This window comes from Burkholderia sp. Bp9140 (assembly GCF_003853425.1).
Taxonomy (GTDB): domain Bacteria; phylum Pseudomonadota; class Gammaproteobacteria; order Burkholderiales; family Burkholderiaceae; genus Burkholderia.
The window spans coordinates 36,710-49,151 of sequence record NZ_QTPQ01000016.1 but is presented as its reverse complement, the minus strand read 5'-3'; the positions used below and the strand labels follow the sequence as shown (position 1 = coordinate 49,151).

At 67.4% G+C, this 12,442-nt stretch carries 12 protein-coding genes; all 12 read left to right on the top strand.

Translation table 11 applies throughout. The features are described from left to right. The first annotated feature begins 413 nt into the window (after positions 1-413). The 12 genes from leuC (at position 414) to trpA (ending at position 12,408) form a co-directional block, all read left to right on the top strand. The gene (gene leuC / locus DIE21_RS15180) at positions 414-1,823 is read left to right on the top strand and encodes a 3-isopropylmalate dehydratase large subunit (RefSeq protein WP_124498474.1); all 1,410 of its coding nucleotides are present in this window, start codon (positions 414-416) and stop codon (positions 1,821-1,823) included. Between the two features lie 3 nt (positions 1,824-1,826). Beyond that, on the top strand, positions 1,827-1,973 hold the full coding sequence (locus DIE21_RS15175) for an entericidin A/B family lipoprotein (RefSeq protein ID WP_124498473.1): 147 nt from the start codon (positions 1,827-1,829) through the stop codon (positions 1,971-1,973). A gap of 65 nt (positions 1,974-2,038) precedes the next feature. Beyond that, positions 2,039-2,689, top strand: coding sequence for a 3-isopropylmalate dehydratase small subunit (gene leuD, locus DIE21_RS15170; RefSeq protein WP_124498472.1), 651 nt, complete (start codon positions 2,039-2,041; stop codon positions 2,687-2,689). Between the two features lie 75 nt (positions 2,690-2,764). After that, positions 2,765-3,832: a 3-isopropylmalate dehydrogenase gene (leuB, locus tag DIE21_RS15165; protein WP_124498471.1), complete on the top strand. Its 1,068-nt coding sequence runs from the start codon at positions 2,765-2,767 to the stop codon at positions 3,830-3,832. Between the two features lie 120 nt (positions 3,833-3,952). After that, on the top strand, positions 3,953-4,072 hold the full coding sequence (locus DIE21_RS37765; RefSeq protein ID WP_039319027.1) for a hypothetical protein: 120 nt from the start codon (positions 3,953-3,955) through the stop codon (positions 4,070-4,072). Between the two features lie 82 nt (positions 4,073-4,154). Beyond that, on the top strand, positions 4,155-5,276 hold the full coding sequence (gene asd, locus DIE21_RS15155) for an aspartate-semialdehyde dehydrogenase (protein ID WP_124498470.1): 1,122 nt from the start codon (positions 4,155-4,157) through the stop codon (positions 5,274-5,276). Positions 5,277-5,822: 546 nt separating this feature from the next. Further along, on the top strand, positions 5,823-7,883 hold the full coding sequence (locus DIE21_RS15150) for a FimV/HubP family polar landmark protein (protein ID WP_124498469.1): 2,061 nt from the start codon (positions 5,823-5,825) through the stop codon (positions 7,881-7,883). Then, entirely contained in the window at positions 7,883-8,695 is an 813-nt protein-coding gene (gene truA, locus DIE21_RS15145) for a tRNA pseudouridine(38-40) synthase TruA (protein WP_185640517.1), read from the top strand. Before DIE21_RS15150 ends, truA begins: the two co-directional genes overlap by 1 nt. Beyond that, the gene (locus DIE21_RS15140; RefSeq protein ID WP_124498558.1) at positions 8,692-9,393 is read left to right on the top strand and encodes a phosphoribosylanthranilate isomerase; all 702 of its coding nucleotides are present in this window, start codon (positions 8,692-8,694) and stop codon (positions 9,391-9,393) included. The genes truA and DIE21_RS15140 overlap by 4 nt, the downstream gene beginning before the upstream one ends. Positions 9,394-9,449: 56 nt before the next feature. Beyond that, positions 9,450-10,643 (top strand): tryptophan synthase subunit beta, encoded by a 1,194-nt coding sequence (gene trpB, locus DIE21_RS15135; protein WP_124498467.1) that lies wholly within the window; start codon positions 9,450-9,452, stop codon positions 10,641-10,643. Between the two features lie 9 nt (positions 10,644-10,652). Continuing rightward, on the top strand, positions 10,653-11,504 hold the full coding sequence (locus tag DIE21_RS15130) for a site-specific DNA-methyltransferase (RefSeq protein ID WP_124498466.1): 852 nt from the start codon (positions 10,653-10,655) through the stop codon (positions 11,502-11,504). An 88-nt stretch (positions 11,505-11,592) separates the two neighbouring features. Next, complete coding sequence (gene trpA, locus DIE21_RS15125) at positions 11,593-12,408, top strand: tryptophan synthase subunit alpha (protein ID WP_124498465.1); 816 nt, start codon at positions 11,593-11,595, stop codon at positions 12,406-12,408. The last annotated feature ends 34 nt before the right edge of the window (positions 12,409-12,442 follow it).

Below are 12,442 nucleotides of genomic sequence, written 5' to 3'. Positions count from 1 at the left end.
CGCTGACGCCAAAGCCGTATCTCATTAGATGCGGATACGCGTTGTGCTGCGGGCGTGCCGGGCCGGTGGCGGCTACCCGTATCCGCATCTAGTCGACAGCTGTATCCGCTTCTAATCAAGTTCGACACACTTCGCGCATTCCCGAGGGCGGGATTAGTTCGTGAGACGTCTTGGGAGAGTAGGCCGGGCGGGCCGCTCGTGCATGTTGTCTCTAAAACTAATCGACCATAGTCTTCGAAACTAATCGGTAGGGACACCCGTTTGCCGGGTAATGCCGATACAGGTATTGGCACTACTAGCCAAACCACTGTTTTTAATGGGTTTTTTCGCGCCGGGCCTGCGCCGTGGCGCATTCTGCGTGGCATAATCGATCGCATTCGCAAGGCTTGTAGTCACAACGACCCCGCATACCCATGGCACAGACTCTCTACGACAAACTGTGGAATACCCACGTCGTCCACACCGAGGACGACGGCACGGCATTGCTCTATATCGACCGTCAGCTGCTGCACGAAGTCACGAGCCCGCAGGCATTCGAAGGGCTGAACGTCGCGCACCGCCCGGTGTGGCGCATCAGCGCGAACCTGGCCGTGTCGGACCACAACGTCCCGACCACGGATCGCAGCCACGGCATCGCCGATCCGGTCTCGAAGCTGCAGGTCGACACGCTCGACGCGAACTGCGACGCGTTCGGCATCACGCAGTTCAAGATGAACGACATGCGCCAGGGCATCGTGCACATCATCGGGCCGGAGCAGGGCGCGACGCTGCCGGGCATGACGATCGTCTGCGGCGATTCGCACACGTCGACGCACGGCGCGTTCGGCGCGCTTGCGCACGGCATCGGCACGTCGGAAGTCGAGCACGTGCTCGCGACGCAAACGCTGCTGCAGAAAAAGAGCAAGAACATGCTCGTGAAGGTCGAGGGCGCACTGCCGCGCGGCTGTACCGCGAAGGACATCGTGCTCGCGATCATCGGCAAGATCGGCACGGCCGGCGGCACGGGCTACGCGATCGAATTCGGCGGCTCGACGATCCGCGCGCTGACGATGGAAGGCCGGATGACCGTCTGCAACATGGCGATCGAAGCCGGCGCGCGCGCGGGCATGGTTGCCGTCGACGACACGACGATCGACTACCTGAAGGGCCGTCCGTTCGTGCCGACCGGCGCGGAATGGAATCAGGCCGTCGAGTACTGGCGCGAATTCAGGTCCGACGAAGGCGCGCAGTTCGACCGCGTCGTCGAGCTGAACGCGGCCGAGATCGTCCCGCAGGTCACGTGGGGCACGTCGCCGGAAATGGTCACGTCGATCGACGGTCGCGTGCCCGATCCCGAGCGCGAGAAGGATCCGGTCAAGCGCGACGCGATGGAACGCGCGCTGGCCTACATGGCGCTCGAGCCGAACACGCCGATGGAGTCGATCAAGGTCGACAAGATCTTCATCGGTTCGTGCACGAACGCGCGCATCGAGGATATCCGCGCGGCCGCGTATGTCGTGAAGAAGCTGAACCGTCGCATCGCCTCGAACGTGCGGCTCGCGATGGTCGTGCCGGGCTCGGGCCTCGTGAAGGCGCAGGCCGAGCGCGAAGGGCTCGACAAGGTGTTCACCGATGCCGGTTTCGAATGGCGCGAGCCGGGCTGCTCGATGTGCCTCGCGATGAACGCCGACCGGCTCGATCCGGGCGAGCGCTGCGCATCGACGTCGAACCGCAACTTCGAGGGCCGGCAGGGCGCGGGCGGTCGCACGCACCTCGTGAGCCCCGCGATGGCGGCGGCCGCGGCGATCGAAGGCCATTTCGTCGACATTCGCAAGCTGGGGTAACGCGTGACGGCATCGAAGCTCATCGCGCGGCTGGTTGCCGTGCTGGCGCTCGCGGGGCTGGGCTTCGGCCTGGCGGGCTGCAATACCGTCCGAGGCTTCGGCGAGGACGTCAATGCCGCCGGCAACGCGCTGCAGCGCGCCGCGGACTGACGCCCGCCGAGAATTTGTCGATGTGCGCCGGCTGAATGCCGGCCCTTCAACCGGATAGACGGATCATGGAAAAATTCAATGTGCATACCGGCGTCGTGGCGCCGCTCGATCGCGAGAACGTCGACACCGACGCGATCATCCCGAAGCAGTTCCTGAAGTCGATCAAGCGCACGGGCTTCGGTCCGAACGCGTTCGACGAATGGCGCTACCTCGACCACGGCGAGCCGGGCCAGGACAACTCGAAGCGCCCGCTGAACCCGGACTTCGTGCTGAACCAGCCGCGCTACCAGGGCGCATCGGTGCTGCTTGCCCGCAAGAACTTCGGCTGCGGCAGCTCGCGCGAGCACGCGCCGTGGGCGCTGCAGCAGTACGGTTTCCGCGCGATCATCGCGCCGAGCTTCGCCGACATCTTCTTCAACAACTGCTACAAGAACGGGCTGCTGCCGATCGTGCTGACCGAGCAGCAGGTCGATCACCTGTTCAACGACACGTATGCGTTCAACGGCTATCAGCTGACGATCGACCTCGACGCGCAGGTCGTGCGCACGGGCGACGGCCGCGAGTATCCGTTCGACATCGCCGCGTTCCGCAAGTACTGCCTGCTGAACGGCTTCGACGACATCGGCCTGACGCTGCGTCACGCGGACAAGATCCGCCAGTTCGAAGCCGAGCGGCTCGCGAAGCAGCCGTGGCTCAACAACAAGCTGGTCGGCTGAGATTGCCTCCGGGCGGGCGCGCATGACGCGCGCTCGCCGACTTGCCACCACCCCTTACCCAGTCAGGAATAACGCATGAAGATTGCAGTGCTGCCCGGCGACGGCATCGGTCCGGAAATCGTCAACGAAGCGGTCAAGGTGCTGAACGCCCTCGACGAGAAGTTCGAACTCGAGCAGGCGCCGGTCGGCGGCGCGGGTTACGAGGCGAGCGGTCATCCGCTGCCGGACGCGACGCTGAAACTCGCGAAGGAAGCGGACGCGATCCTGTTCGGCGCGGTCGGCGACTGGAAGTACGACTCGCTCGAGCGCGCGCTGCGCCCCGAGCAGGCGATCCTCGGGCTGCGCAAGCACCTCGAGCTGTTCGCGAACTTCCGCCCGGCGATCTGCTATCCGCAACTCGTCGATGCGTCGCCGCTGAAACCGGAGCTCGTCGCGGGCCTCGACATCCTGATCGTGCGCGAACTGAACGGCGACATCTACTTCGGCCAGCCGCGCGGCGTGCGCGCAGCGCCGGACGGCCCGTTCGCCGGCGCGCGCGAAGGCTTCGACACGATGCGTTACTCGGAACCGGAAGTGCGCCGCATCGCGCACGTCGCGTTCCAGGCCGCGCAAAAGCGCGCGAAGAAGCTGTTGTCGGTCGACAAGTCGAACGTGCTCGAGACGTCGCAGTTCTGGCGCGACATCATGATCGACGTGTCGAAGGAATACGCGGACGTCGAGCTGTCGCACATGTACGTCGACAACGCGGCGATGCAGCTCGCGAAGGCGCCGAAGCAGTTCGACGTGATCGTGACCGGCAACATGTTCGGCGACATCCTGTCGGATGAGGCATCGATGCTGACGGGCTCGATCGGCATGCTGCCGTCGGCGTCGCTCGACAAGAACAACAAGGGCCTGTACGAGCCGTCGCACGGTTCGGCGCCGGACATCGCGGGCAAGGGCATCGCGAACCCGCTGGCGACGATCTTGTCGGCCGCGATGCTGCTGCGCTACTCGCTGAATCGCGCGGAGCAGGCCGATCGCATCGAGCGCGCGGTGAAAACGGTGCTCGAACAAGGCTACCGCACCGGTGACATCGTGACGCCGGGCTGCAAGCAGGTCGGCACGGCGGCGATGGGCGACGCGGTGATCGCCGCGCTGTAACGCGCACGGCAATGCAGTACGGCAGTTGATTGTAGAAAGGGCGCGAACGGGCCGTGAAATCGGCCGGTTCGCGCACGGTTGGCCGTTGTGCGGGCAACCGGCTTTGTGTAGACTCGAACGATGGCGCTGATTTCCCTGATCTCCCCGGTCCTGAAACTCCACGGCAACACTGCCCGTGCGGGTACGCGCGCCATCGTCATCACGAAAACCATTACCACGAAAACGATCATTAAACGCTGATCGTCCGTCGTGCCCGCCTGTTTCCCCGCGCGGTCACGCCGGGGGCGGAAATGGCGGGGAAGCTCCATTCAAAGGGTTAGTCATGAACGTAGGTCTCGTAGGTTGGCGCGGCATGGTCGGCAGCGTGCTGATGCAGCGCATGCAGGAAGAAGGTGATTTCGACCTGATCGAACCGGTGTTTTTCAGCACCAGCAACACGGGCGGCAAGGCGCCGTCGTTCGCGAAAAACGAGACTACGCTCAAGGACGCGACCAACGTCGACGAGCTGAAGAAGTGCGACGTGATCATCACGTGCCAGGGCGGCGACTACACGAACGACGTGTTCCCGAAGCTGCGCGCGGCCGGCTGGAACGGCTACTGGATCGACGCGGCGTCGTCGCTGCGGATGCAGGACGACGCGGTCATCATCCTCGATCCGGTCAACCTCGACGTGATCAAGGACGCGCTCGTCAAGGGCACGAAGAACTTCGTCGGCGGCAACTGCACGGTCAGCCTGATGCTGATGGCGCTCGGCGGCCTGTTCCGCGAGAACCTCGTCGACTGGATGACGGCGATGACCTACCAGGCCGCATCGGGCGCGGGCGCGCAGAACATGCGCGAACTGCTGTCGCAGATGGGCGCGCTGCACGGCGCGGTGCAGGAACAGCTCGCCGATCCGGCTTCCGCGATTCTCGACATCGACCGCCGCGTGCTCGCGACGATGAACAGCGATGCGATGCCGACGAGCCAGTTCGGCGTGCCGCTCGCCGGTTCGCTGATTCCGTGGATCGACAAGGATCTCGGCAACGGGATGTCGAAGGAAGAGTGGAAGGGCGGCGCGGAAACCAACAAGATCCTCGGCAAGCCGGCGATGGGCGAGCCGGGCTCGATCCCGGTCGACGGCCTGTGCGTGCGGATCGGCGCGATGCGCTGCCACTCGCAGGCGCTGACGATCAAGCTGAAGAAGGACGTCCCGCTCGACGAAATCAACGGCATCCTCGCGTCGGCGAACGACTGGGTGAAGGTTGTGCCGAACGAGCGTGAAGCGTCGATGCGCGACCTGTCGCCGGCGAAGATCACCGGCACGCTGACGGTGCCGGTCGGCCGCCTGCGCAAGCTCGCGATGGGCGGCGAATACCTGTCCGCGTTCACGGTCGGCGACCAGCTGCTGTGGGGCGCGGCCGAGCCGCTGCGCCGCATGCTGCGCATCCTGCTCGACAAGTAAGGATCGGGCCGTGCCGCGCGCCGTTGGCGCGCGACGCGAGACGCCTGCCGGCCCTTCGCGGGGCGGCAGGCGTTTTTTATTGGCCGGCGCCGGCCCATGCCGAGCGCCCGAACCGCTCGCGCGGCCGGGCGCTTTCCTGGATCGAACCCTTCGATGCGAGGAGCGGCGGCGATGCGAAATATAGGGGGCCGAATTCGTTTCGGGCTCGATGCAGTGGCCGGGATTTTCATCGATTGATGATCGTTTTTTTGATAAAGCGCGTCGCGCGCGATTCGTTGTGGGGATCGGCACGGCAGTCGCGCCGATCCGCGCGCCGGCAGCCCGGCGCGGGCAGCGGTCGCGCCGACGCACGAGCGTGGACGGCCGCATCCGCCGGCGACGAATTCGGCCGGAATCCGATCGTGTGAAGTAAACTATGCGGTTACGACGCGCAGAGCCGCCGAAAGCGTCGCGTTCCGCGCGACGCTTTTGCATTTCTGCGGCGACTTTATTGACGCTTCCCTACGCGAATCCGAGCCGCGCCCGCGCGCGGCGATAGAGCCTACGATGTCCCGAATTTCCTTGTTTCCGCGTCAGTCCCGTCTGTCGCGTGCCGTGCGTGGCGCGCTGGCGATCCTCGCGCTCGGCGCGGCCGCGTCGGCCTGGGCGGCCGGCACCGGTGAACTGCCGGCGTCCGCCGCCGGCGGCGCCGTGCCGCTCAACGTGACGGTTCAGCCGGGCCAGTCGTTGAACGACCTCGCGAAAGCGGCCACGCAGTCGCACGACCCGGGCGTGCTCGCGCGCGCCGGCCGTGCGCTGTTCGACGCCAATCCGCAGGCGTTCATGAAGCACGACCCGAGCCGCCTGAAAGTCGGCGCGACGCTGACGGTGCCGGCGCTCGACGCGACGGGCGCGGCGCTCGTGCCGGCCGCTGCATCCGCTGCATCGGCAGCGGTCGTGCCGGCCGCCGCGTCGGGCACGGCCGCAGTCGCAGTCGCGCAGCGTGGTGCGTCCGCGCCGCACCCGGGGGCGGCCGTGCAAACCGCGCCGGCCGCATCGGCTGCGCATGCGGCGCCGGTCAGCGGCGCGAGCGTCGCGGCGGCGGGGGCGGGGGCGGCGGGGGCATTGGCTTCGATCGGCGCGTCTGCCGCACATGGCGCGTCGACGGTCGAACCCGTTCAGCCGGCAGCGCCTGCGGCCGGTGCGAGCGGGCCGCACGTGTGGAGCGGTGCGATTCAGTCCGCCCCGTCGTCCGCGAGCGAAGCCGCTGCCCAGCCCGCACCGGGCGGCTCGGCTCAAGGCATGCACGAACCGTCCGCGGCGGCACCCGTCGCGGGCGCGTCGCAACCGCGACCGTCGAGCCTGCAGCAACTGCTCGCGCTGAAGAACCGCGTGCTGATGGAGCTGCAGAAGCACGGAATCGGCAAGCCGGCCGCGACGAACAACCTTACGCCGGCACCGGCACCCGCTGCTCCGCGCCCCGCCGCGAATGACGCAGGTGCCTTCGCTGCCGCATCGTCGCCGGTCGCGAGCGAAGCGGCGTCCGGCGCGGCCGCCAGCGCGGTGCAGCCGGCATCGGCGTCGGTACGGCCGGCGGCGCCCGTGACGACAGCCGCGCCCGCGCGCGGTTCGGAACAGATCGACTGGCGTCCGGCTGCAGTGGCCGGCGCGGCCGTGGTCGTTCTCGCGGCCGGGTTCGCGTGGCGCAAGCGCCGCAAAGCGCGGCCTGCCGGTGCGGTAGCCGCGGAATCCGGCGGGACGGCTGCTGCCGATGCCGGCGCATCGTCGTCGTCCGTCGACCCGTTGCCGCCGATCCTTCCCGAGACGCCGGTTGCCCGCGACGCGGCCGCCGATGCGAATCTGATCGCGGCTACCGCGGCAGCGGCGCAGGCGAGCGATACGCGCGAAGCCGATCTCTCGCCGCCGCCGGAAGGGGGGAAGGCGCATGCCGATCAAGTGGAGGCGCCGTCCGCGCACGCCGCGCCGGAGCGCGACGCAGCACCGGCCACGCACGACGAGCAGCCTGTCACGGAAGCGGCCGCGGACAAGTTGCTTCAAATGCCTGCGGTGCCTTCGACGAACGACGCCCAGCACGCGGCACTGATGCAGAACGCGATCACCGCGCTCAACAGCCTCGACATGCCGTTGCCGCCGCGTACGGCGGACGAACCGGCCGCGCGGGAAGGGCAAGCCGAAAGCGAGCAAGTCGCAACTAACGGTCAGTCCGCGTCGCATCCGCCCATTGGCGCGGGCGATCTGTCCCCGGAACACCCGGCCGACCAGGACGACGCGTTCGACTGGGATCCGGAAGCGGCAACGCCCGCGCCGCATACGGGTGGTCCGTCCGCGCCGTCGTCGCTGCCGCCGCTCGGCGGCGCGCAGTTCGGCGCGTTGAAGCTGGATTTCGATCTCGATCTGCCGTCCGCGCCGGGTGCCGCGTTGCCGGCGCTGACGCCGGAAGAGCTGGCGCGCATCGCGCGCAACAAGCTGGATCTCGCGTCCGAGTACGTCGAGCTGGGCGACCTGTCCGGCGCGCGCACATTGCTGCAGGAAGTGGTCGACGCGAACGACGCCGCGACGCGCGACGATGCGCGCGCGCTGCTCGCGAAACTGGCGGAAGAGGCGTGATGCGGATCGCGCTGGGGATTCAGTACGACGGCGCGGCGTTCTGCGGCTGGCAGTCGCAGCCGCACGGCAAGACCGTGCAGGATGCGCTCGAGCGCGCGCTCGGCGAATTCGCGTGCGGGCCGCTGCACACGACGGTCGCGGGACGGACCGACACGGGCGTGCACGGGCTCGGACAGGTCGTGCACTTCGACACGGAGCTCGACCGCGCGGATTTCTCGTGGGTGCGCGGCACCAACGCATTCCTGCCGCCGACCGTCTCCGTGCAGTGGGCGAAGCCGATGCCGGACACGTTTCACGCGCGTTTCTCGGCGTTCGAACGCACCTACTACTACGCGCTGTACGTGCATCCCGTGCGCTCGCCGATGCTGGCCGGCCGTGCCGGCTGGATCCACACGCCGCTCGACGACGACGCGATGCGCACCGCCGCCGCGCACCTGATCGGCGAGCACGACTTCTCGTCGTTCCGGTCGTCGGAATGCCAGTCGAAGACGCCGGTCAAACACCTGTACCAGATCGACGTGCGGCGCGCGGGCCACTTCATTCATTTTCGTTTCCGCGCGAACGCGTTCCTGCACCACATGGTGCGCAACCTGATGGGCTGCCTCGTCGCGGTCGGGCGCGGCCGCTATCCGGCGGACTGGCTCGCCGACGTGCTGGCCGGGCGCGACCGCAATCTCGCCGCGCCCACGTTCATGGCCGACGGGCTGTATCTCGCCCATGTCGGCTACCCGGCGGAATTCGCCGTCCCGCCCGCGCAGCTCGGCAGCGTGCCGTGGAGCGGCGTCTGGGCAGATCTGGACCCACAACCATGACGGATCACGCCGTGTCTCCCTCGACTTCCGCCGCGACCGGTTTCGCGCCGCGCACGCGCGTCAAGCTGTGCGGCCTGTCGCGCCCCGAGGACGTGCTGCACGCCGCGGCACTCGGCGCCGATGCGATCGGCCTCGTGTTCTATCCGAAGAGCCCGCGCGCGGTGTCGATCGCTCAGGCGGCCGAGCTTGCGCGCCTCGCGCCGCCGTTCGTGTCGGTGGTCGGGCTGTTCGTGAACGCGACGGCAGCCGACATCGAGGCGGTCGTGCGCGACGTGCCGCTCACGGTGCTGCAGTTCCACGGCGACGAGACGCCCGAGCAGTGCGACACGCTCGGCCGCGCGGCGCGCCTGCCGTGGTTGCGCGCGGTGCGCGTCGGCCCCTCGACGCAGCCGTCCGATTTGGTAGAATCGGCTCTTCATTATTCGAAAGCGCGCGGCCTCCTGTTCGACACCCTGGTGCCGGACTACGGCGGTAGCGGCAAGGTCTTCGATTGGTCACTTATTCCCGCAGAGCTCGCGCATCGGGCCGTTTTGAGTGGTGGCTTGAACGCGCAAAACGTCGGTGATGCGATCCGCCAGTTGCGCCCGTTTGCTGTCGATGTCTCGAGCGGCATCGAAGTGGAGGGCGCGAAGGGCGTGAAGGATCACGCCCGGATGGCGGCGTTCGTACGCGCGGTGCGCGAAGCGGATGCCGGGTGATGCAAGTCGGTGCGGCCCCGAAAAGCGGCGCGCATCGACCAATCGAGAGTGACACCATGTACAACCTTCCTGATGATCGCGGCCACTTCGGCCCGTATGGCGGCGTGTTCGTCGCCGAAACGCTGATTCACGCGCTGGACGAACTGCGCACGGCGTATGAAAAATTCCGGAGCGACCCCGATTTCGTCGCCGAATACGAGCGCGAGCTGAAATATTTCGTCGGCCGTCCGTCGCCGATCTATCACGCGCAACGCTGGAGCGAGACGCTCGGCGGCGCGCAGATCTACCTGAAGCGCGAGGACCTGAACCACACCGGCGCGCACAAGATCAACAACGTGATCGGCCAGGCGCTGCTCGCGAAGCGCATGGGCAAGAAGCGCGTGATCGCCGAGACGGGCGCCGGCCAGCACGGCGTCGCGACGGCGACGATCTGCGCGCGCTTCGGGATGGAGTGCATCGTCTACATGGGCGCCGAGGACGTGCGCCGCCAGGCCGCGAACGTCTACCGGATGAAGCTGCTTGGAGCTACGGTCGTGCCGGTCGAATCGGGTTCGCGCACGCTGAAGGACGCGCTGAACGAAGCGATGCGCGACTGGGTCACGAACATCGAAAGCACCTTCTACATCATCGGCACGGTCGCGGGCCCGCACCCGTATCCGGCGATGGTGCGCGACTTCCAGCGCGTGATCGGCGACGAGTGCAAGGTGCAGATGCCGGAACTCGCCGGCCGGCAGCCGGACGCGGTGATTGCGTGCGTCGGCGGCGGCTCGAACGCGATGGGCATCTTCTATCCGTACATCGACGACACGTCGGTGCAGCTGATCGGCGTCGAAGCGGCCGGCGACGGCCTCGACACCGGCCGTCACGCGGCATCGCTGATCGCCGGCAGCCCCGGCGTGCTGCACGGCAACCGCACGTACCTGCTGCAGGACGACAACGGCCAGATCATCGAGACGCATTCGGTGTCGGCCGGTCTCGACTATCCGGGCGTCGGCCCCGAGCACGCATGGCTGAAGGACAGCGGCCGCGCGCAGTACGTGGCGATCACCGACGACGAGGCGCTGAAAGCGTTCCACGACTGCTGCCGGATCGAGGGGATCATCCCCGCGCTCGAGTCGAGCCACGCGATCGCGTATGGCGTGAAGCTCGCGCCGACGTTGCCGAAGGACAAGATCCTGCTCGTCAACCTGTCGGGCCGCGGCGACAAGGACATGCACACGGTCGCCGAGCGATCGGGCATCGCGCTCTGACCCCGACCGATGCGTGATCTGATCGAACAGCCGGGCGGCGGGGCCGCGAGCGAAGCGGAGGCGGGGCAGCCTGCCGTCGCCGTGCCGCGCGCACTGCCGTCCGGGATCGAACTGCACAACCGCGATTTCACGACCGAAGCCGCGCGCCTGCCGGATGCGTCGATCGACCTGATCGTCGCCGATCCGCCGTACGGGCTCGGCAAGGACTACGGCAACGACTCGGACAAGCGTTCGGGCGACGATTTCCTCGCGTGGACGCGCGAGTGGCTCGAGCTCGCGATTCCGAAGCTCAAGCCGAGCGGGTCGATGTACATCTTCTGCACGTGGCAGTACGCGCCGGAAATCTTCAGCTTCCTGAAGACGAAGCTCACGATGGTCAACGAGATCATCTGGGACCGGCGCGTGCCGAGCATGGGCGGCACGACGCGCCGTTTCACGTCGGTGCACGACAACATCGGCTTTTTCGCGGTTTCCAAGGCGTATTACTTCGATCTCGATCCGGTCCGCATCCCGTACGACGCCGACACGAAGAAGGCCCGCTCGCGCAAGCTGTTCGAAGGCAGCAAGTGGCTCGAGATGGGCTACAACCCGAAGGACGTCTGGTCGGTCTCGCGCCTGCATCGGCAGCACGCGGAGCGCGTCGATCATCCGACCCAGAAGCCGCTGGAAATCATCGAGCGGATGGTGCTCGCGAGCTGCCCGCCGGGCGGCCGCGTGCTCGATCCGTTCATGGGCAGCGGCACGACCGCGGTGGCCTGCGCACGGCAGGGGCGCGACTTCGTCGGCTACGAGATCAACGAAAGTTATTGTGCGATCGCGCATGAGCGCGTGAACGCGCTCGCCGCGCAGGCGTGCGCGTGAGTCGCGCCGCCGCAGTGCCGATCGCTGCTTTGCATGGGACCGGAGTAAGCGCTAAAGCGCTAACTCCGGTCGACAAAGGAAAATTGCCATGAATCGTATTCAGCAAACCTTCGCCGCACTCGCCGAACAAGGCCGCAAGGGCCTGATCCCGTTCATCACGGCCGGCGACCCCGATCCCGCGAAGACCGTCGAGTTCATGCACGCGCTCGCCGAAGGCGGCGCCGACGTGATCGAGCTCGGCGTGCCGTTCTCGGACCCGATGGCCGACGGCCCGGTGATCCAGCGCTCGTCGGAACGTGCGCTCGCGCGCGGCGTCACGCTGAGGAGCGTGCTCGCCGACGTGAAGCGCTTCCGCGAGACCGACCCGAAGACCCCCGTCGTGCTGATGGGCTATGCGAACCCGATCGAGCGGATGGGCGTCGACGCGTTCGCGACCGAAGCGCAGGCGGCCGGTGTCGACGGCGTGCTCGTCGTCGACTATCCGCCCGAGGAAGCGGGCGTGTTCGCCGAGAAAATGCGTGCCGCGCAGATCGATCCGATCTTCCTGCTCGCGCCGACGTCGACCGACGAACGCATCGCCGACGTGGGCAAGATCGCGAGCGGCTACGTGTACTACGTGTCGCTCAAGGGCGTGACCGGCGCCGGAAATCTGGATGTTTCGAGCATTGCGGGTAAAATCCCGGCCATCAAGTCGCGCGTGCCGGTTCCGGTGGGCGTCGGCTTCGGCATCCGCGACGCCGAAACGGCGCGTGCGGTGGCCGAAGTGTCGGACGCCGTCGTGATCGGCAGCCGCCTGGTGCAGCTGCTCGAGAGCGCCGCGCCGGAGGGTGCCGCCGCCGCGCTGAAGACATTCATCGCCGAACTGCGCGCCGCCCTGGACGGCGCCGGCGACACGGCGCGATAAACACAACACAGGAAGCGGGAACGGGCCGATTGGT